The organism is Lysobacter sp. TAB13 (genome assembly GCF_052113885.1).
Taxonomy (GTDB): Bacteria; Pseudomonadota; Gammaproteobacteria; order Xanthomonadales; family Xanthomonadaceae; genus Lysobacter; species Lysobacter gummosus.
This window is the reverse complement of the sequence record NZ_JBFRDR010000001.1, coordinates 142,514-164,842: the sequence shown is the minus strand read 5'-3', so window position 1 is coordinate 164,842 and position 22,329 is coordinate 142,514. Positions and strand designations below refer to the sequence as shown.

Here is a 22,329-nt window from a genome sequence, read left to right as displayed (position 1 = left end):
GCCCAGACTCTGATCCGCGCCCGCACCACCACGCCTGTCCCCAATCCCCGCGTCGTCGCATCGCGCGACGTCATCGCCGCGCCGTCACGCCGCACGCAAAGGAAGCCGTCATGACCCGCAAGCCCGCCGAATCCCGCAATTCCCTGCGTGCGCGCAATCCGGTGCGACTGCTCGCGCTGAGCGCGGCGATTTCGCTGGCGCTGCTCGGCGGCGCGGCGCACGCCGATCCCAATCCGTTCGCGCGCCGCGGCGTCGATCCGGCCGCGCAGGCCGCGCGCAGCGCGCAGCAACAGGGGCTGCAGTCGGTGCGCGCGCAGCAGATGGCGCAGCGCTCGCTGGCCGCGTTCGGGCAGGCCGCGCAGGTGCGCGCCGCGCTCGATACCGCGCAGGTGGCCGCGCGCCTGGCTGCGGCCAGTTCGGCGGCGGCCAATCGGGTGCCCAACGGGCTGGGCGAGGGCGGGCTCAAGGTCGCCGCCGGGGTCAAGTTCGAACCCGGAGCGATCTCCGCCGAGGATCCGCGCCTGGGCCAATCCAAGCTGTGGCTGGGCGCCAAGGGCCCGACCCAGAACGTCGATGCCGGCAACACCACCGTCACCATCGAGCAGACGCAGAAGAAAGCCATCCTGAGCTGGGAGACCTTCAACGTCGGCAAGCAGACCACCGTCTACTTCGACCAGCGCGGCGGCAATCTGGCCGGCGGCGGCAACGATTGGATCGCGCTCAACCGCATCGACGATCCCAGCGGCCGTCCCAGCCAGATTTTCGGCCGGATCAAGGCCGAAGGCAGCGTCTACCTGCTCAACCGCAACGGCGTGCTGTTCGGCGGCACCAGCCAGGTCAACACGCGTTCGCTGCTGGCGTCCTCGCTCAACTTGTTCAACAACGACATCGCCCGCAGCAACCGCACCTTCATCAGCGGCGGCATCGGCCGCGGCAACGGCTCGGATTTCGTCCTGACCTCGGACGCGGCCGCGTACAGCGGCGGCGCGCGGCCGGCGATGGCCGGCGACATCCGCATCGAGGCCGGCGCGCAGATCAAGACTGGCGCCGGCGGCTACGCCCTGATCGCCGCGCCCAATATCGACAACGCCGGCAGCGTGCAGGCCGAAGACGGGCAGGTGCAACTGGCGGCGGTGATCGGCGCGCAATACGGCGATCCCAAGCTCGCCGCCGAGAACAAGGTCGCGCTGGAATTCGGCTTGATCGGCGCCACCCTGGGGCGCGAAGCGCCGGACGAAATCGGCTACGGCCGCCTGACCAACACCGGCATCATCGCCAGCAAGCGCGGCGACGTCACCCTGACCGGCTACGACATCGCCCAGGACGGTTATGTCGGCACCACCACCGGCGTGAGCCGCCCGGGTACGTTGTCGATCCTGGCGCTGGAATACGCGCGTTCCTCGGACGACGAAGTCTTCACCCAGAGCCGGGGCGGCCGCCTGCGTTTCGGCAGTGCGTCGGCCACCACCATCCTGCCCGAGCACGACGGCGAGACCACCACCAGCGCCAAGAGCGCCGATCAGGCCTTCCAGCCGCCCAGCGCGCGCCTGGCCGCGGCGCAGATGTTCTTCCAGGAAAACTCGCTGGTGCTGATGCCCGGCGCCAAGCTCGATGTGTTCGGCCTGGACGCGGCGGTCTTCGTCGACACCGGCGCGCGCAGCGCCTCGCGGATCCTCATCGACCGCGGCGCGACCATCAACGTCGCCGGCATCGCCGATGTGCAGCGGCCGATGTCGGACAACATCGTCAAGATTCCGCGCATCGGCGAAAACGAACTGGCCGATTCGCCGCTGCTGCGCGGCGGCGGCCTGTATCGCCAATCGACCGCGATCGACGTGCGTAACAAGGGCGTGACCGCCGACGGCCGCGCCTGGGTCGGCACGCCGCTGCTCAACGCCGCCGGCTACGCCGACCAAGTGCTGCGCGGCATCGACCAGATGTTGATCGACGGCGGCAGCATCAACATCCAGGGCCGCGAGCTGATCGCGCGCTCGGGCTCCACGCTGGATCTGTCCGGCGGCTACGTGCATTACCTGGGCGGCATGATCGCCGCGCCGCGCCTGCTCGGCGCCGACGGCCGCATCTATCGTCAGGCCGATGCCGATCCGAACATCGCCTACGTCGGCTTCGCCGGCGACTATCTGCTCGATCACCAGCGCTGGGGCGTCAAAGAACTGTTCATTTCTCCGATGACCTCGGCCGACAGTTATTTCGATCCGGACTATGTGCACGGCGGCGATGGCGGCCAGCTCAACGTGACTCTGACCCCGGATTCCAACCTGGCCAAAATCGATGCTGGTCTGGTGTTGGCCGGGGATATCCACGCCGACGCCGAATCCGGCCGCTATCAGATCAAGAACGGCGAGCTGGCCCACGGCGGCTCGCTCAAGATCGCCACCGGCGACGGTTTCGAATTCACCCGCTGGCGGCTGCAGAGCGCGCCGGTGGCCGACGTGCCGGACGGCTTCAACATGAGCTCGCGCTTCGCCGATCTGGCGGCCGCGGCCAAGGACGCGTTCGGCCTGCGCACCACGGTGTTGTCGAGCGACCGGCTCGACGCCGCCGGGTTCTCTTCGATCACGCTCAGCGACAGCTGGGGCCGCATCGAGGTTGCCGCCGACGCCCATGTCAAGGTCGAAGACGGCGGCAGCATCGCCTTGAACGGGCGTCAGGTGCAGGTGGACGGCACCCTGGAAGCGGTGTCGGGCCAGATCGATCTGGAAGCGCAGTCGCGGCCGATCCCGCAGCGCCCGCAAGAGCGCGGCGACATCGTGCTCGGCGCGCAGGCGCGGTTGCTCGCGCGCGGCGCCTGGGTCAACGACGGCGAGGCGTTCGACGACGGCCGCACGGGCGCGGCGCACATCAACGGCGGCGCGATCAATCTGCGCACCCATGAGCAGATCATCGGCAGCGGCGATGCGCTCGTCGATGCCAGCGGCTCGATCCTGATCGACCCGAACGCGCGCCTGGACGTGTCCGGCGGCGGACGCATCCTGCCCAACGGCCAACTGGCGCAGAAGAACGGCGTGGCGCTGGGCCGCGGCGGCGACATCAGCCTGCGGACCTATGTCGGCGCCGGCACCGAGATACAGCCCACGTTCCCGCCGGCCTACTACGCCGATGCCGGCGGCGCCGGCCGCCTGCAGTTCTCGCGCGACTCGCTGGTCGCGCACAACCTGGGCGGCGGCGGCACGCTGCGCCTGGACGCGCGCGACATCCGTATCGGCGGCGACGCGCCGAGCGACTCGCGCAGCTTGCACCTGGGCGCGGATTTCTTCGCCGACGGCGACTTCGGCGCCTACGACCTGCGCGCCGAACTCGACGGCAGCATCGCCGCCGGCAGCGATGTGCGCGTGTCGCAGCGCAGCTTCCTGGCCGATGCCGGCGCGCTGCGGCAACTGGCCAGCGGCGGCGATATCTACGCCGCCGGCTTCGGCGCGTTCGGCCGCCTCGACGATGCGCATCGGACGGCGGCGGATTTCTCCATGGCCGCCGGCGGCTCGGTCGGCACCGCTTCGCCGAACCTGCCGCTGGCGCAACTGCGCGATGAGTTGCGGGTCGAGCAGGGCGCGCGCCTGAGCGTGGATGCCGGCGGCGACGTGCGCCTGGGCTCGCGCGGCCAGGTCACCGTGCTCGGCGAAATCAGCGCGCGCGGCGGCAGCATCACTTTGTCCGGCGATACCACCACCGACGGCCTGTCCAGGCCGTTGGGCGAGATCACGCAGGAGTATTGGTCGCGCGACAAGTCGGTGTGGCTCGGCGCCGACAGCAAGCTGGACGTGTCCGGCATCGCCCTGATCGACACGACCCTGAAGCCGCGCGCCGACGGCAGCGTGCCGCGCGACGGCAAGTTGCTCGACGGCGGCAAGATCGTCTTGAGCAACGACGGCGGCTACGTGGTGGTCGAGCAGGGCGCGCAGCTCAAGCTCGACGGCGCCGCCGATAGTTTCGAAGTGCGCGACGGCGTCGCCGCGCCCGGCCGCGATCCGTTCCGGCCGACCGCGGTGTGGAGCGACGGCGGCAGCCTGACCATCGGCGCCGCCGCCGGCCTGTTCTTCGACGGCGACATCAGCGCCCACGGCGGCGCCGCGCAGGCGCGCGGCGGCGTGCTCGAACTGGTCGCGCTCGGCGACAACCAGCGTCCGCTCGGCGATGGCAGCTTCAGCGCGCTCAACGCGAGCGAGTTCGTGATCGACGCCGGCGGCTCGCACCTCGCCGCCGCGGCGCGTCCCGGGGATGCGATCGAACCCGACCGCGTCGCGCCGTCCGGGCAATTGCGCTTCGGCGCCGACCGCCTGCAGGGCAGCGGCGTGGACACCTTGCAGATCGGCCGTCCTGGCGGTATCGCCTACGTGCCGATCGTGTTCGAAGGCAATGTGGATCTGCACCTGGACCGCGCGCTGGTCATGAACGCCAGCGGCTACAGCGTGCGCTCCGCGCCACGTCCCGCCGGCGCCGAGGCCGCCGCCGCGCAGGCGAAGCTGAGCGCGCAGTACGTGGCCTTCAATGGCTTGCGCGGCATCGGCCGCGGCGCCGCGCCGCTGGCCGATCCGGCGCGTCCAGGCGACAACCGTCTCGACGTCAGCGCCGGCTTCATCGATTTCGCCGGTCAAGTGCGCCTGGACGGCATCAAGGTCGCGAACTTCGACAGCGCCGGCGATATCCGTTTCTACACGCCGGCCGAATTCCGCACCTTCGTGCCGCAAGGCGCGACCCTGCCGGCCGATCTGCCCGGACAATTGCTGACCGGCGGCGATCTGAGCTTCCGCGCCGCGCAGTTGTATCCCGGCACCGGCGAGCGTTTCATCATCCGCGCGCTCGGCGCGTCCGACGGCGCCGGCGGGCGCGACGCTACCCGCATCAGCATCGCCGGCAACGGCGCCGCCGCGGCCGCGCCGCTGTCGGCCGGCGGCGCCTTGCTGCTGGACGCGAGCGCGATCGAACAGGGCGGCGTGCTGCGCGCGCCGGGCGGGCAGATCCTGCTCGGCGTCGCCGATCCTAACAACGCCGACAGCCGCGCTGCGTTCGGCAACGTCAACCTCACCGCCACCCAACGCGTCGAACTCAAGCCCGGCAGTCTGACCTCGGTGTCGCTGGACGGCCGCGTCGTGCCTTACGGCGTGACCGTCGATGGTCTGCAATGGCAGGCCTCGGCCACCCAAACCGATCTGGCCGCGCCGCCGCGCAAGCAGATCACCCTGGACGCTTCTTCGATGTCGCTGGCCGACGGCGCCGTCATCGATCTGTCCGGCGGCGGCGATCTGCAGGCGGTGGAATGGGTGCCCGGCACCGGCGGCAGCCGCGACGTGTTGTCGCGCTACAACACCAGTTACGCCGACGGCACGCCCAAGCAAGTGCCGCTGTATCCGGACGAACGCGAGGTCTACGCGATCGTGCCGGGCGCGCAGCCGATAGTGGCGCCGAACGATCCGAACTTCGGCAGCGTCGCGGTCGGCAAGCAAGTGCAGATCAGCGGCGTGCCGGGCCTGCCCGACGGCGTCTACACCTTGCTGCCGGGCCGCTACGCGACCTTGCCGGGCGCGTTCCGCGTGGTCCAGCGCAGCGGCGCGCGCGACAGCCAGTCGGGCCCGGCGGTGATCGCGCCCGACGGCACCGCGGTGGTCGCCGGTTACATGGTCGATGCGCTGAGCGGCGCGCGCGACGCGCTCGCCAGCAGCTTCGAAGTGCAATCGCACGACACCTGGAGCCGTTACTCGCAATACGCTACGACCAGCGCGGACAAGTTCTTCACCGATCGCGCCCAGCGCGCCGGCGCGGTCGCGCCGCAACTGCCGCGCGACGGCGGCCAACTGGTGCTCAACGCCGGCCAGACCCTGGACCTGGGCGCGAGCCTGAAAGCCGCGGCCGCGCCGGGCGGCGCCGCCGCGCAGGTGGACATCGCCGCCAAGGCGATCCAGATCCTCGGCGCCGGCCATGCCGCGCGCGATGGCTACGTGCAACTCGACGCGGACAAACTCAATCGTCTCGGCGCCGGCAGCCTGCTGATCGGCGGCCAGCGCCGCGATCGCGCCGACGGCGTGGCGGTGGACGTGCGCGCCGACAGCGTGCTGCTCGACAACGACGCCGGCTCCGCGCTCAAGGCGCCGGAGATCACCCTGGTGGCTACGCAAGACGTGCGTGTGTCGCAAGGCAGCGTGTTGAGCGCGCAAGGCCAGCTTCCGGGCAGCAGCGACAAGCCGCTGCTGATCGGCGAAGACGCTATCGCCGCTCAGCCGGGCCAACCGGGTCAGGCCGGACGCAGCGGCGATGGCGCTTTGCTGCGCGTGTCCAACGCCGGCCCCGCGCAAGTGCGCCGGCGCAATCTGCCTGCGCTTGAGAACAGCCATGGCGTGCTCGCCATCGACGCCGGCGCGAACGTGGACGGCGGCGCCTCGCTGACCCTGGACGCGGCGCGCAACACCTTGATCGACAGCCGGGCCCTGCTGCACGGCCGCGACGTGCAGGCCAACAGCGGCCTGATCGTATTCGCTGGCGACGGCGCCGCCGCCGATCTGGACGGCTTCGTGATCGGCCGCAACACCCTGGCCGGTTTCGCCGATGCGCAACGCATCGGCCTGCGCAGCTACGGGCGCATGGAATTCCACGGCAAGGTCGATGTGAATGTGGCGCAGGAACTGGCCCTGAGCGCGGCCGCCTTCGCCGGCGACGGCGGCGACGTGCGTCTGCGCGCCGATCGCCTGAGCCTGTCGAACGAACTCGGCGCCTCCGTCGCGGCCAAGTCCGGCAGCGGCGGCACGCTGAGTTTGTCCGGACGCGAAGTGGTGTTCGGCAGCGGCGACAAATCGCTGGACGGTTTCGGCCGCGTCGATGTCCAGGCCGATCAGCGCATCGCCGTCAGCGGCAAGGGCGGCTTCGATTTCGGCGCCGCGCCGCTGAGCCTGCGCGCGCCGCTGATCCAGGCCGACGCCGCCGCCGACGGGCGCCTGAGCAGCCAGGGCGAGATCTCGCTGGCACGCGGCGCCGGCGCGGTCGCCGCCGACGGCGCGCAGGGCGGGGCGATCGAACTGTCCGGTGGGAGCATCGTCGGCGACGCGCTGATCCGCGCCAACGCCGGCCGCATCAAGCTCAACGCCAGCGGCGATGTGCGCCTGGACGGCAGCGCCACGCTCGACGTGTCCTCGCGCGGCAAGACCTTGTTCGACCAGAAGCTGTTGCCGCCGGCCGGCCGCATCGAGCTGGGTTCCGACCACGGCTCGCTGAGCCTGGGTGCGAACACGTTGCTGGATTTCTCCGCACCCTCCGGCGGCGACGCCGGCGGGCTGCGCGCGATCGCCGGCGAAGGCGCGATCGATCTGGCCGGCGCCTTGCGCGGCGGCAGCGCTAACGGCCGCGGCGGCAGCATCGAACTTGACAGCGCGCAGGCGCTGGCACTGGACCCGCTGGCGCAGCGCCTGGCCGCCAGCGGCATCGACCAGCGCATCGCCGTGCGCACGCGCAGCGGCAATCTGAGCCTGTCGGCCGGACACAGCCTGAAGGCGCGCGAGGTCAGCCTGATCGCCGACGCGGGCGCCGGCGTGCGCGGCAGCGATGCCGGCAACGGCCACGTCAACATCGCCGGCGATATCGACGCCTCAGGCACGTCCGGCGGCACGATCGAACTCTACGGCCGCCAGGGCGTGGACGTGGACGGGCGCCTTATCGCCACCGGCAGCGACGCCAAGCGCCGCGGCGGCGAAATCCGCATCGGCGTCAGCGGCGTCGGCGACGGCACGCTGAATTCGAATTACGGTTACCAGAACGTGCAGCGCGAAGACTCCGGCGCGATCCGCATCGGCGCCGGCGCCGTGCTCGACGTGTCCGGCGGCCGCGCCGGCGGTCTGTCGGGCGGACGCGTGGACTTGCGCGCGCCGCTGCTCACCGACGGCGACGTGCGCGTGGACATCGCCGACCCGGCCTCGATCCGCGGCGCGCGCGAAGTCGGCCTGGAAGCCTATGCGGTGTGGAGCGCGGCCGACGCGCAGGACCCAGCGCATCCGGAATTGCATTTCGACGGCATCGTCGATCCGGCCGGCTGGTACGACGCGCAGGGCAAGCTGTTGGCGGGGCAGTGGACCGACGCCGCCGGCAATGTCCTGGCGGCGCCGCAGAACGCGCAGGAACTGGCCCAGTACCTGAGCAAGCATTACTTCGCACCCGACGCGGCCAACGCCGCCCACCGCAGCTTCTACGGCTATCGCGACGGCAGTCCCGCCGACGCGCCGTTGCCGGGCACGCTGATGGGTTTCGTGCAGAGCCCGGGCTTTACCTTCGAACAACGCTTCGCCGGCGTGAGCAACTTCCGCGCGCGTCCGGGCATCGAGCTGCGCAATCCCGACGAAGGCATCAACGGCGGCGCGATCCGCGTGCTGACCAACTGGAACCTCAACTCCGGCACCAACCAGCGCCTGGACTTCCGTTACGGCGACAACGCGCCGGTGCTGGGCTTGCGCGCGGTCGGCGAGATCGAAGTCGCCGCCAGCGTGTCGGACGGCTTCTACGATTTCAGCAAACTCACCGGCGGCGTCAGCGGCACGCTGGACGGCAGCAATGCGCTGTATCGCGGCATCGTCGAAAGCCAGGGCCTGACCTCGCTCGACGGCATCTACATCACGCTGCCGCAAGAACCCGACCCGAGCCAGTACAGCGCCGAGCAGATCGCGCAGTACTACGGCCAGTACGACCAGCTGATGCAGGAGCTGTCCAAGCCCGATCCGACCTTCGCCGCCGACGGCAACTTCTGCGGTTACGCCTGCAGCCTGCTGCAGTTCCTGCAGACCTTCTACGACATCTCCTCGGGCACCTCACCCGATCCGGCCCTGCAGCCGCCGCCGGCGCCGACCTCGCCGGCCGACTACGACGCTTACCTGGTGGCGTATCGCAAGTACGTGGTCGCCATCGCCAGCAACGCGTTCTACGGCACCGGCGAGTTCCTCGGTTACGAGTCGCCCAAGCTGCCGGTCCCCGGCGCGCTGTTGCCGCGCATCGGCCCGGACGACCGCACGCCCAGCCTGCAAGCCTCCGCGTCGAATCCGGCGCCGTTCGCCAGCCGCACCCTGGCCGGCGGCGACAGCAGCTCGCTGCGCCTGATCGCCGGCGCCGACAGCGCCAGCGCGGCGCCGACCGCGCTGCGCGCGCAGGCGGTCGCCGCCGATATCCGCTTCACCGGCCACACCACCGTGGCGCGCTCCGGCGGCCGCGAACTGCTGCTGCCCAACGTGCTGCGCACCGGCACCGGCAAGATCGAACTGGTTGCCGCGCGCGACATCAAGCTGGACGACGCCGACGCGCCGGCCAGCGTCTACACCGCCGGCCGTCCGGGCGAAGGCACGACGGCTTCGCAGACCCCGGGCCAGATCAGCGCGCTCGGCACCGGCCGTCCCGAGTTGATGGTCACCGGGCAAGTCAATCCGGAAGCCGCCGGCGACCTGATCCTCAGCGCCGGCCGCGACATCGTCGGCAACCGCCGGATCTTCGACAACGAGCAGGGCACCCGCAGCGGCATCGCCGGCACCTATCTGGGCCAGTACTGGTGGCCGTGGATGCAAAGCGGCAACACCCTCAGCGACGACGGCCGCACCGTGCTGGCGTCGTCGATCAACTTCGGCGGCTTCGCCCAAGGTTTGCTCAGCGTCGGCGGCAACGTATCGGTGAGCGCGGGCCGCGACATCAAGGAACTGTCCGTGTCGCTGCCGACCACCTGGAGCAAGCAGGGCGGCGGCACCGCGCGCAGCTTCGGCGGCGGCGACCTGCGCGTGGACGCCGGCGGCGATCTGCTCGGCGGCGATTACTTCGTCGCCAAGGGCGAAGGCGACCTGCGCGCCGGCGGCCGCATCGGCTCGGCCTTCGACTTCAAGGCGCCGGTGTACTTCAGCGACAGCGGCGACCGCCTGCAACTCGATACGCCGGTGGCGCCGATCCTGGCGATGCAGGACGCGCGCATCCGCGTGCAGGCGGCGCAGGACGTGGAACTGGGACGGGTGCTCAATCCGTCCTACGTCACCACGCCCGATGGCGTGACCGGCGATTCGCAGGCCTATGGCAGCGACGCCGAACTCAACGTGTTCTCGGTCGCCGGCTCGATCGCCTTCGACACCTTGAACGTGGGCGACGCGCTGTTCTCCTACGGCCTGCGCCTGAGCGGTTTCGAAGGCAAGCCTTACGACGTGCGCATCAAGCCGATCTTCATGCAGGCGCTGCCGGGCCGGGTGCTGGCCACGGCGATGGACGGCGACATCACCCTCAACAACGGCGGCGCGCTGTTCCCATCGCAACGCGGCCAGCTCAGCCTGCTGGCCGGCGGCGACCTGCTGCTGTCGGCCGACCGCCTGCCGCGCGGACAGGGCCTGAGCCTGATCGATCTCGACCCGAACTGGATGCCGAGCGTGGACAACCAGATCGGCAAGCTGCTCGGCGAAGGCAACGGGCCGCTGGTGTTCACCAACATGGTGCTGAGCAACGGCAGCGAGCGCAGCTACCGCGCCAACCTGCATCGCGACGATGCCGATCCGGTGCGGCTGTACGCCGGCGGCGATATCGTCAGCGGCCGCCAACGCGACGGCGTCAGCCTCAATCCCTTGACCATCGACGTGCCCAAGCCGGCCTCGATCCGCGCCGGCCGCGACATCGTCGATCTCAACTTCCGCGGGCAGAACTATCGCGAATCGGATCTGACCCGGATCGAGGCCGGCCGCGATCTGTACAACAACCCGCTGCGTCCGAACGCCGGCGGCGCGGTCAACACCAACTACTCGTGGCTGCAGCTCGGCGGCCCGGGCACCTTCGAATTGCAGGCCGGGCGCAACTTCGGCCGCATCACCTCGGCCAACGAGGCGTTCCAGAACGGTTCGCTCAACAGCGACGGCGGCGGCGTGCGCACCATCGGCAATCGCGACAACGCCGGTCTGCCGAACGAAGGCGCCGACATCGTGGTGCGCTTCGGCGTCGGCCCGGGCGTGGCCACCGATGCGTTCGCGCAGCGCTATCTGGACCCGTCCAGCAATGATGCGAACAAATACCGCGAGTGGCTGGTGGCTTTCGTCGCCCAGCTCGACGCCGATCGCCGCCAACGCGGCGGCACTGGCGCGGACGCAGCGCCGATGAGCGTCGAGCAGGCCTGGCAGGCGTTCCTGCAGCAGCCGGCCGAGCAGCGCCAGTTGCTGGTCGATCGCGTGTTTCTCGACGTGCTTGAACGCGCCGGCAAGGAAAACAAGGATCCGGCCAGCCCGAACTTCGGCAAGTATTCGCTCGGCTATCAGGCGATCAACACCTTGTTCCCGGCCGCGGCCGGTTACACCGCCAACCGTCTGGAGGGCGGCGCGAACGGCGCCGATCGCCTGGTCGCGACCGGCCAGTTGGACATGCGCGGCTCGACCATCCAGACCCAGCGCGGCGGCGACATCCGCATCCTCGGCCCGGGCGGCGACGTGCTGGTCGGCAGCGTGAGCGCGCCGCCGCTGGTGCGCGACAGCCAGGGCGCGGTGCGGATCGGCCCGAACCAGCAGGGCATCCTGGCCCTGGAGCAGGGCGACATTGGCATCTTCACCGACCGCAGCGTGCTGCTGGCGCAGAGCCGCATCTTCACGCAGCAGGGCGGCAAGATGCTGATCTGGAGTTCCAACGGCGACATCAACGCGGGCAAGGGCGCGAAGACATCGTCCGACAAGCCGCCGGTGGCGTACGACTGCGATCTGGACAATTACTGCCGGATCGACGCGAAGGGTCTGGTGACCGGCGCCGGCATCGCGACCTTGCAGACCTTGCCGGGCGGCAAGGCCGCCGACGCGGTGCTGGTGGCGCCGCGCGGCACCATCGACGCGGGCGATGCGGGCATTCGCATCAGCGGCAATCTGATTCTGGCGGCGCAGACGGTGGCGAACGCGGACAACATCCAGGTCGATGGCGATTCGATCGGCATCCCGGTGGCGCGCGGCGTGGACGGCGGCGCGTTGGCGGCGGCATCGTCGGCGAACGCGGGCGTGGACGCGGCGGCCGACTCGATGGCGCAGCAGCGGCCGGCGGTGGCGACGCGGGATATTCCGGCGTTGATCTCGGTGCAGGTGATCGGGTTCGGGCGCTGCGGGGTGGACGACAGTCGGTGCATGAATCCGCCGCCTCCGTGAGTGGGGGGGGTAGGGGGTCGTTGCTGCGATTACTGTAGTTCCTGGCCGCGACTGCTGTTGTGCAGTCGCTTCGAATGCCTTTGCTTCTGATCATGCTGTTGCTGTTGCTGTTGCTGTTGCCGGGCGCAGCTTGTAACTCGCGAGACCAGGGACACCCGGAGGGCGGCGCACATGGACGTGCGCCGGGTGCCACCTTGGGCAGGATGCCCAATGTGGCACCTGCCTGCGCAAGCACCGCACTCGTGGCTCTTGATTCGAAACAGCCTAAAGCTCTTTCTTTGGTTACTTTCTTTGTGGCTTTGGACAAAGAAAGTGACCCGCCGCTCTATGGCGGAAGCGTTTAGCGTTTGATCTTGCTTGAGGCTTCTGGTCTTGCTCGAAGCTTCTGATCTTGCTTGAGGCTTCTAAGAGCCCAACATCCCTGATCGAAACAACCAGCCCTGCGCACTCCCACCTACTGTCATTCCCGCTTTCGCGGGAATGACGACGGGGAAGGGTCGCGCTGAAGTCACTGGATTCCCGCCTTCGCGGGAATGACGACCTGAGAGATGACGCTGAAGGCCCGGATTGAACCCGCCAGATCCGCAGATACCTACCTACCGTCATTCCCGCGAACGCGGGAATGACGACGGGGAAGGGTCGCGCTGAAGTCTCTGGATTCCCGCCTTCGCGGGAATGACGGCCTGAGAGATGACGCTGAAGGCTCGGATTGAACCCGCCAGATCCGCAGCTACCTACCGTCATTCCCGCGAACGCGGGAATCCAGTGCTTTTCGTGCGAGAACGCCTGAAGTCACTGGATTCCCGCTTTCGCGGGAATGACGACGGGGAAGGGTCGCGCTGAAGTCACTGGATTCCCGCCTTCGCGGGAATGACGACCTGAGAGATGACGCTGAAGGCCTGGATTGAACCCGCCAGATCCGCAGATACCTTCCTACCGTCATTCCCGCGAAAGCGGGAATCCAGTGCTTTTCGTGCGAGAACGCCTGAAGTCACTGGATTCCCGCTTTCGCGGGAATGACGAGCAAAAGAAGCCTCAAGCAAGAGCGGGAGCAAGAACAAGAGCGAGAGCGAGAGCGAGAGCAAGATCAAACGCCTAAAGCTTCCGCCATGGAGCGGCGGGTCACTTTCTTTGTCCAAAGCGACAAAGAAAGTAACCAAAGAAAACGCTTTGGCTGTTTCGAGTCAAAAGCCACGAGTACGTAGCTTGCGCAGGCAGGTGCCACATTGGGCATCCTGCCCAAGGTGGCACCCGGCGCACGTCCATGTGCGCCGCCCTCCGGGTGTCCCTGGTCTCGCGAGTTACTAGCCGCGCCCAGCAACGGCAACAACAAAAGAAAAGCCGAACCACAGCAAAGCCGAGACAAAGCAGAATCTCGGCAACGGCAACGGCAACGGCAACGGCAACTGCAACTGCAACTGCAACTGCAACTGCAACTGCAACTGCAACTGCAACTGCAACTGCAACTGCAACTGCAACTGCAACTGCAACTGCAACAACAGCCCGGTCAACCGCTCCGAAAGTGCCGCATAGAAAAATTACAAGCGCCGCACAGTCATCACGCGCACTTCATGTCGCAAAGCCGCGTGCGCCAAACAATCGCGATCACCAGTTGAGCCGCGTACTACTCGAAGTAGCAGTTGCACGCAAAAACAACCGCCGCTTATCGATATCACCACGCGCCGCATTCCACCGCCGCGCACACACGCCTGTCGCATCACCGCAAAACCATGCGCAATCAGTGCGCAGTCGCAACGCGAAACGACACGTCAATCCCATGACGATCCTGGACGCGTCTGATCGTGAGATGACAGCCGTCACGCCCACTGTCACGCAAGCCCCGATCGCATGACATTAAAAATAATTCGACAGAAAAATGCCGCGTAAATGCGCATCGCGTCGCACGTTCAATGCGAGGTTTCTTGAGTAACAAATGTGTACCCGCGCGGTCGTCGCCATGGAACACACGCCAGCGAATCTAGCCAGGCGTCGGATAGCAAATTAATGGACGCAACACATCGCTAAATGGATTAGTCGGATACACGCCACACAACCTCTTCTAGGAGAAGTCACGTGCATCGCAACACGCTCTCGCTTTCCCGCATCGCTTTCGCCACCGCGCTGGTCATCGCCGCCGGTTCCGCCACGGCCGCCGATCTGTACGGCGGCGGCGCCACTTTCCCGGCTCCGGCCTACGTCGGTGACGCCTACAACTACACCACTCCCAAAGCCCGCCTGTCGCGCGCCGCCGGCGTCACCACGCCGGCCGTCGCGTTCTCGGTCGCCGGTCTGAGCAACAACGCCGCCGGCCCGAACGCCGGTCTGATCCCGGTCTTCGCCACGCCCGCCACCGACGGCCTGTCGTACTGCCAGACCGGCAGCGGCACCGGCAAGAAGGTGCTGAACCAGGACACCCTGGTCGCCACCGGCGCCTGCGGCGACGCCTCCAGCACCCCCGCGACCGGTTTCAGCGCGCTGTCGCCAACCCCGGACTTCATCGGCACCGACTCGCCGACCAGCACCGCCGACTACACGACCTTCAACACCAACATGCACGCCACCCGCGGTGCGATCACGCAGATCCCGGTGCTCGCCGGCGCGGTCGCGGTTCCGTACAACAAGGCCGGCGTCCCGGCCCTGCTGGCCCTGAACGCCGAGAAGGTCTGCAAGATCTTCGGTAAGGTCATCACCACCTGGAACGACCCGGCCCTGGGCCTGAGCGGCGTGAGCGGCCCCATCAAGGTCGTCTATCGCACCGACGGCAGCGGCACCTCGTTCGCGTTCTCCAGCTACCTCGCCACCGCTTGCTCGGCTTGGAGCATCACCGTCACCCCGAACCAGAACTTCGCCACCGCCGTCGGCGGCGCGGGCGCGGGCTGGATCGGCGCCAACGGCAACGGCGGCGTGGTGAGCACCGTCAAGTCCACCGACGGCACGATCGCTTATGCCGACCTGGCCGAAGTGATCGCGCAGGCCGCGAACTACGCCACCGTCAACGGCTACAACCCGACCGGCCTGCCGGCGTCGCTGAACCTGGCGACCGGTAGCCTGGTCCAGGCCCGCGTGCTCGACGGCGCGACCCAGAACCTGATCCCGACCGCGACCCCGCCGCTGACCACCGCGCAGCAGAACTGCCTCAAGCTGGTTCCGCCGAGCACCACGGTGTCGAACGCGTATCCGATCGTCGCCTTCACCTACATCAACACCTACTACAGCGGTCACGCCGCCACCCAGGCGACGGCGCTGAAGAACCTGCTGAAGACCTACTACACCGTCAACGCTTCGGGCGCTCCGACCGGTCCGGCCCTGCCGGTCGGTTACTCCTACCTGAGCGCCAACGCCGGTTTCCGCGGTCTGGTCAACAGCGCGATCAACGGCTGCGTCAACTGATCCACCCGGGCGCGGCGGCAAGGGCCGCCGCGCCATGCACTAACGGATACGGCGGTCGGGCACGAAGCCCGGCCGCCGCGGTATCCGGCGACAGCGCAACACGATCGACCCATCAGCTCACGCTCGGCGCGCAACGGGTTGATGGACGCCGCCGTGCTACCTCTTCTATGGACAGGAGACGTTACGTGCATCACAACGCGCTTTCCCGCATCGCCCTCGCCGGTGTTCTGATCGCCGCCGCCGGTTCCGCCGCGGCCGCCTGACGCAAACGTTGCCGTCGGCTAAACGCGGTGTTCCGCGTCGGCGTCAACACCGCGATCAACAATTGCATCAACTGCTCGGTTTCATGTCGCAGTATCGACAGGATCGACAGCGGCCCGCCGCACGACCGGCGGGCTTTTTCGTTTCAGCCGCCGGCACCGCCCCGGCCGCGGACGAAAAAAAAGCTCCCCGGCGAACCGGGGAGCCTGGCAGGGGCGAAGCCGCTGCGATTCGACTCAGGTGCCGCAGAAGCAGGTGGCGTTGGCGCCGACCGAAGAACCGGCGGGCGCATCCACGAACACGCTGCACAGCGAGCTGGTCGCGGTGCCCTTTTCCGGAGCGGCGACGACGGTGTTGTTGCAGGTGCTGGCGGTGACGCCCTTGCGGGTGCCGACGTTGGTGGTCTGGCAATTGGCGATGATGTCTTCGCCGCCGCTCAGGTGCGCGGTGTTTTCCACGGCCACGTAGGCATTCGGCGAGGACGACAGACCGCCGCCGAACACTTCGACCTTGTTGGTGCCGGCCGGGCAGGCGACGCTGGCGCTGCACAGCGCGTTGTCGCCGGCGCTGGCGTCGGTGGTCACGGTGGCGTACACCTGCACCACGCCCGGGAAGAAGTTCACCGTCTTGCACTGGCCGGCGGCGTGCGCCTGCGGGGCGGCCAGCAGGCCCAGGCCCAGCGCGGCGGCGATGACGAGAAGCTTGGCGCCAGCGGCGCGCATTACGTAGTCCATTGCGTATCTCCTTAGGAAGTTGGAATGAGTCCGGCGTGGATGTGTCGCATCCCGGGGAGTGGAGACGTTCGGGCATGGCAACGGCCGCGTCGGGCGGCCGCAGATAGCTGCAGATGGGTGGCCAAAGGGCCGCGTCGTGCCGGCGGCGGCCCGTTAATGCAATGCGGTGTGTCGCGGGCGCTCCTTTCCCCGTCGATAGGAGAACAGGTGCACGTGTCGATGCTGTTGCATGCACGTGAATGCGTGTGAGCGCGTAGGCATTCGCGCCGATGCGGCACATCTGCGCTGGCGGTCGGCCGCCGGCGCGCGCGGTCAGTCGCCGGCGCGCGCCAGCTTGCGTTCGCGCCGGTGCATCAGCACGCCGGCCACGGTGACGCCGATCGTCACCAGCATCACGATGATCGTGGTCAGCGCGTTGATCTCCGGCGTCACCCCGATCTTCACCTTCGAATACACCAGCATCGGCAAGGTGGTCGAACCCGGGCCGGAGGCGAAGCTGGCGATCACCAGATCGTCCAGCGACAAGGTGAAGGCGAGCAGCCAGCCGGCCAGCAGCGCCGGCGCGATCAAGGGCAGGGTGATGACGAAGAACACCCGCCACGGTTTCGCGCCCAGGTCCATCGCCGCTTCTTCCAGGCTCGCGTCCATCGAGGTCATGCGCGAGCGCACCACCACGGTCACGTAGCAGGCGGTGAGGGTGATGTGGGCCAGGGTGATGGTGGTCATGCCGCGCTCGGGCCAACCGAAGACCTGCTGCAGCCCGACGAAGAGAAGCAACGAGGACAGGCCCAGCATCACATCGGGCATCACCATCGGCGCGGAGTTGAGCAGACTCAACACGCCGCGCCCGGGAAAGCGCCCGAACCGCGACAGCGCCAGGCCGCTGGCGGTGCCCAGCGCGACCGCGGCGGTGGCCGAGATCGCGGCGATGGTCAGGCTGCGCCGCGCCGCTTCCAGGATCTGCTCGTTCTGCGCCAGCGCGGCGTACCACTGCAGCGAGAATCCGCCCCAGGTGGTGGCGCGATCCGAACCGCTGAAAGAAAACACGATCACCGACACGATCGGCAGGTACAAGAACGCATACCCAAGCGCCATCATCGTATACAGCGCGAACGGACGCCGGTTCACGACTGCGCCTCGCGCGCCACGCGGCGGTTTTCCACGTATTCGAACAACAGCGTCGGCAACACGATCAACAACAGCATCGCCACCGCGATCGCCGCCGACAGCGGCCAGTCGCGGTTGGTGAAGAACTCCGTCCACAGCACGCGGCCGATGGTCAGCGCGTCCGGGCCGCCCAGCACATCGGGAATTACGAATTCGCCCACCGCGGGAATGAACACCAGCAAGGTGCCGGCGAGGATGCCCGGCAGCGACAGCGGCAAGGTCACCCGCACGAACGCCTGCCAGGGTTTCGCGCCCAGGTCGGCGGCGGCTTCCAGCAGGGTGAAATCCAGGCGGATCAGCGTCGCCGCCAGCGGCAGGATCATGAAGGGCAGGTAGTTGTAGGTGATGCCGATGTACACCGCTAGATCGGTATGCAGCACCGCTTCGCCGGGCTCGATCACGCCCAGCCACGCCAGCGCCTGGCTGACGATGCCGTTGGCGCGCAGCAGGCCGATCAGCGCGTAGGTGCGCAGCAGCGAACTGGTCCAGAACGGCAGGATCACCAGCACCAGCAGCAATAATCGCAGCATGCGCGGCGCGCGCGCGATGCCGTAGGCGATGGGATAGCCCAGCAGCAGGCAGCACAGGGTCGAGATGCTGGCGAACAACAGCGATTTCAGATACGCGGCGATATAGAGCGGATCGGCCAGCAGCGCGGCGTAGTTGGCGATATGCAGGCGCAGCGAAGTCGCGCCGTCGGCGGTGGTTTCCAGCAGCGGCGTATACGGCGGCACCTGCCCGAACACGGCCTGGGCGAAGCTGATCTTCAGCACGATCAGGAACGGCACGCAGAAGAACAGCGCCAGCCACAGCATCGGGATCGCGGTGACCAACAGGCGGCCGCGGCGGGTGCGGAATTCGTCGCCTACGGCGCGGAACCAACCGAAGAGGTTATAAACGACATCACCCCAGAAACCCCAAACCCCCCGGTCTTTCTCCCTCTCCTCGCGCGCGCTCACAACCGAGCCCTCGCAGCAGCTCCCACGACGACGCTCACGGCCGAAGCGTTCATGACGTCAACACCACCGCACTCCCCGCATCCCAAGACAACCACAAAGTATCGTCCCAGTCGTAATGCGGCTCGGAGCTGCGCGCCACATGCGTCTCCTGCACGCGCAAGGTCGCGCCGGCCTCGGTCTGCACGTGATAGATCGAGACATCGCCCAGATAGGCGATATCGCGAACCTTGCCGGCCACCGCGTTCTCCATCCCCTCCGGCCGGGTCTCGTGCACGTCGATCTTTTCCGGTCGCACCGCGATGCCGACCGCGGTACCTTCCGGCAGCGGATCGGGATGGCGCGCCAGCAGTTCCTCGCCGACCCCGTCGCACTGGATGCGCAACAGCCCGGTGCTTTCGTCGTGCGACAGCACGCGCCCGTCGAGCAGGTTGATGCCGCCGATGAACTCGGCGACGAAGCGGGTCGAGGGATATTCGTACAACACCGCCGGCGTAGACACCTGGACGATGCGGCCGGTGTCCATCACCGCGATGCGCGAGGACATGGTCATGGCTTCTTCCTGGTCGTGCGTGACCATGATGAAGGTGGTGCCGACACGTTCCTGGATGCTGACCAATTCGAACTGAGTATGTTCGCGCAGTTTCTTGTCCAGCGCGCCCAGCGGCTCATCCAGCAGCAACAGCTTGGGTTGCTTGGCCAGCGCACGCGCCAGGGCCACGCGCTGGCGCTGGCCGCCGGAGAGCTGGTCGGGCTTGCGATTGCCCAGTTGCGGCATGCGCACCAGTTCCAGCATGGCCTGCACGCGGTCGCGGATTTCGCCGGCGCCGAGCTTGTCCGCGCTGGAACTGGAATGCTTCAGGCCGAAGGCGATGTTCTGCGCCACGCTCATGTGCGGGAACAGCGCGTAGCTTTGGAACATCATATTGACCGGGCGCTGATACGGCGGCAGATCAGTCACGTCGATGCCGTCGATGAGCACGCGCCCGCGATCGGGCGACTCGAACCCGGCCAGCACCCGCAGCAGCGTGCTCTTGCCCGAGCCTGAACCGCCGAGCAGGGCGAAGAACTCGCCGCGGTACACGTCCAGGGAAATATCGTCGCAGGCGTAGACCTTGCCGAAGGTCTTGGTCACCCCTTCGATGCGCACGAACGGCTGCGCGGCCGGATCGCGCCAGGGTTCGCGCGCGGCCGGCGCGGCGGCGGAGCGGGGGACGGGCGCGGACACGCGCTCAGTGCCCGCTCTTGATGCTGGTCCAGGCGCGCACGCGCTGACGCTGCACGTCCTCGGGCAGCGACTTGGGATCGACCAGCTTGGCGCGCACCGACTCGGGCGGATACACGCCCTGATCCTGCGCGATGGCCGGATCGACCAGACTGGTCGCGTCCTTGTTGGCGCTGGCGTAGGCGACGTGATTGCTGATCTGCGCGGCGACCTTGGGATCGAGCAGATAATTGATGAAGGCGTGGGCGTTGCCCGGATGCTTGCTGTCCTTGGGCACCGCGATCACATCGACCCAGCGGATCGCGCCTTCCTTCGGAATGACGAAACGCAGGTTCGGCAGCGGCGTGCCGGCCTTCTTGGCCGCATCGAAGGCATCGGTGCTGGCCTGGGCGATGTCGCCGGAATAGCCCATGACCAGACAGGCATCGCCGTTGGCGAAGGCGTCCTTGTATTCGGCGTTGTTGAAGGTGCGCACGAACGGACGGATCGCGGAATAGACCTTGCGCACCGCGTCGATCTCGTCGGCGGCGCCGGCGTTGGGATCGCGGCCCAGCCAGATCAGCGCCGCGCCGAAGGTTTCCTGATCGTCGTCGAGCACGGTGATGCCGCACTTCTGCAGCTTGGCCGCGTTGGCCGGATCGAACAGCAGCGACCACGAATCCAGCGGCGCGTCGGCGCCGAGCGCGGCGCGCACCTTATCGACGTTGACGCCCAGGCCGGTGGTGCCCCACATGTACGGCACCAGGTGGGCGTTGCCTGGATCGATCGCGGCCAGGTTCTCCAGCAACTGCGGGTCCAGATGGTTCCAGTTGGGCAGCTTGCTCTTGTCCAGCGCCGCGTACAGCCCGGCCTTGACCTGGCGTTGGGCGAACGGCCGCGCCGAGGGGAACACCACGTCGTAGCCCGAGGCGCCGGCGCTGAGCTTGCTTTCCAGGGTTTCGTTGGCGTCGTAGACGTCGTAGTTGACCTTGATGCCGTTGGCGGTCTCGAAGTTCTTCACCGTGTCGTCGGCGACGTAGTCCGACCAGTTGTAGACGTTGAGCACCTTCTGCTCGGCCCCGGCCGGGGCCGCGGGAGCGTCGGCGTCGGACGGCTTGCCGCCGCCGCAAGCGGTGAGCAACAGGGCGCAGGCGAGCGGGGCGAGGCGCAGGTTCACGGTGAATCTCCTGGAAGCAGGCACGGGCGGCCGGGTACTGGCGAGGATGTTCGGAGCCTGTTCGCGCGGTGTCAACGCGAAGGGGCGATCGCGGGGCGGTGAGCGCCCGGGCCGGGCCCGGTGGGTTGCCCGAGGTCGATCTTGCGCAAGCGGGTTGCTCATTTTCGTTCGCGGGCTGCGCCGGCGCGTTCCCTTGCGTCGGTTTGATGTGCAGTATCGTCATCGGCTGCCGTCCGTCGGCGGCGTTGAAGGGAGAAAACGTGATGCCGATCGTCTTGCAACGCCGCTCGCCCGCGCCGCGCCGGCGGGTGTTCACCGTGCTGATGGCCGCGGCCCTGGCCCTAGCGCCGTCGTGGGCCGCGGCGCAGGACGCCGCCGAGACCGGCGAGGCACGGCCGTGGTCGGTGCGCGGCGGCGTCAGCGTGCTCAGCGACTACATCTGGCGCGGCGTGTCGCAGACCCAGGAAGACCCGGCCTTGCAGGCCGAAATCAACCTGGAACACCGCAGCGGTTTCTACGTCGGCCTGTGGGGTTCGAGCATCGACTTCACCGCCGCCGACGAAGAAAACGACGGCATCCATTACGAACTCGACGGCTACATCGGCTGGGCCGGCGAACTGCGCCCCGGCCTCGAGTTGGACGTGGTCCTGACCCGCGCCGCCTATCCGGGTGCGCGTTCGGGGTTCGACTACGACTACACCGAGCTGGAAGGCACGTTGAGTTTCGCCGAGTACTACCACGTGGGGCTGGCGTACTCGCCGGACATCTTCGGCCTGGGCGGCAAAGGCTATTACTGGAACGCCGGCGGCGAGTGGCCGCTGGGCGAAAGCGGTTTCGGGCTCAAGGCGCAGATCGGCTATTACGATCTGGAGGATGCGGCGGGCGACAGCTACAACGATTACCTGCTGGCATTGACGAAGGATTTCGGGCCGGTGCATGCGGAGTTGCAGTACACGGACACGTCCAGCTATGGGCCTGAGTTGGCGGAGGCGTTGGATGATGCGAAGTTGGCGGATGGGAGGTTGGCGGTAACGGTGGGGTGGAAGTTTTAGAGGGTGATTGGGCCGCGATGGTTTTCGCGTAGCTTCAGCACCGCGATCCGCGAAGTCTGTTGTAGGAGGGGCTTCAGCCCCGATGCTTTCCGCTCCGATCGCCTTGATCTCCACCGGCTGCGATCGTAACCGTCGTGTTTCGTTGTTGCGGTTGCTGCCGACTGTGCAGTCGCTTTCCTTCGCCTTTGCTTTTGCCTTTGCTTCCGTTTTCGCTTTTCCGTTCTTGCTTTAGCTCTGGCCTGGCGCCGCTAGTAACTCGCGAGACCGAA

General features: G+C 67.8%; 10 protein-coding genes. 3 read left to right on the top strand and 7 right to left on the bottom strand.

Going from position 1 to position 22,329, the window contains the following annotated elements:
* The first annotated feature begins 110 nt into the window (after positions 1-110).
* Positions 111-12,119: a filamentous haemagglutinin family protein gene (locus AB4Y92_RS00605; protein WP_441817882.1), complete on the top strand. Its 12,009-nt coding sequence runs from the start codon at positions 111-113 to the stop codon at positions 12,117-12,119.
* A gap of 1,304 nt (positions 12,120-13,423) precedes the next feature.
* On the opposite strand, the gene AB4Y92_RS00600 is transcribed toward AB4Y92_RS00605, so the two are convergent.
* A complete protein-coding gene (locus AB4Y92_RS00600) occupies positions 13,424-13,630 on the bottom strand; it encodes a hypothetical protein (protein WP_441817881.1) in 207 nt (68 codons plus the stop codon).
* A gap of 562 nt (positions 13,631-14,192) precedes the next feature.
* Between AB4Y92_RS00600 and AB4Y92_RS00595 the strand changes: the two genes are divergently transcribed.
* The gene (locus AB4Y92_RS00595) at positions 14,193-15,509 is read left to right on the top strand and encodes a substrate-binding domain-containing protein (protein ID WP_441817880.1); all 1,317 of its coding nucleotides are present in this window, start codon (positions 14,193-14,195) and stop codon (positions 15,507-15,509) included.
* 190 nt (positions 15,510-15,699) lie between these two features.
* On the opposite strand, the gene AB4Y92_RS00590 is transcribed toward AB4Y92_RS00595, so the two are convergent.
* The 6 genes from AB4Y92_RS00590 to AB4Y92_RS00565 form a co-directional block, all read right to left on the bottom strand.
* On the bottom strand, positions 15,700-15,840 hold the full coding sequence (locus AB4Y92_RS00590) for a hypothetical protein (RefSeq protein ID WP_441817879.1): 141 nt from the start codon (positions 15,838-15,840) through the stop codon (positions 15,700-15,702).
* Positions 15,841-16,006: 166 nt separating this feature from the next.
* A complete protein-coding gene (locus AB4Y92_RS00585) occupies positions 16,007-16,504 on the bottom strand; it encodes a hypothetical protein (RefSeq protein WP_441817878.1) in 498 nt (165 codons plus the stop codon).
* A gap of 312 nt (positions 16,505-16,816) precedes the next feature.
* Positions 16,817-17,602: an ABC transporter permease subunit gene (locus AB4Y92_RS00580; RefSeq protein WP_215061212.1), complete on the bottom strand. Its 786-nt coding sequence runs from the start codon at positions 17,600-17,602 to the stop codon at positions 16,817-16,819.
* Positions 17,603-17,628: 26 nt separating this feature from the next.
* Positions 17,629-18,486: an ABC transporter permease subunit gene (locus tag AB4Y92_RS00575; RefSeq protein ID WP_235115115.1), complete on the bottom strand. Its 858-nt coding sequence runs from the start codon at positions 18,484-18,486 to the stop codon at positions 17,629-17,631.
* Positions 18,487-18,679: 193 nt separating this feature from the next.
* Entirely contained in the window at positions 18,680-19,855 is a 1,176-nt protein-coding gene (locus AB4Y92_RS00570) for an ABC transporter ATP-binding protein (RefSeq protein ID WP_057942857.1), read from the bottom strand.
* A 4-nt stretch (positions 19,856-19,859) separates the two neighbouring features.
* On the bottom strand, positions 19,860-21,008 hold the full coding sequence (locus AB4Y92_RS00565; RefSeq protein ID WP_441817877.1) for a polyamine ABC transporter substrate-binding protein: 1,149 nt from the start codon (positions 21,006-21,008) through the stop codon (positions 19,860-19,862).
* 263 nt (positions 21,009-21,271) lie between these two features.
* On the opposite strand from AB4Y92_RS00565, the gene AB4Y92_RS00560 reads away from it, so the two are divergent.
* Complete coding sequence (locus tag AB4Y92_RS00560) at positions 21,272-22,060, top strand: TorF family putative porin (protein ID WP_441817876.1); 789 nt, start codon at positions 21,272-21,274, stop codon at positions 22,058-22,060.
* The last annotated feature ends 269 nt before the right edge of the window (positions 22,061-22,329 follow it).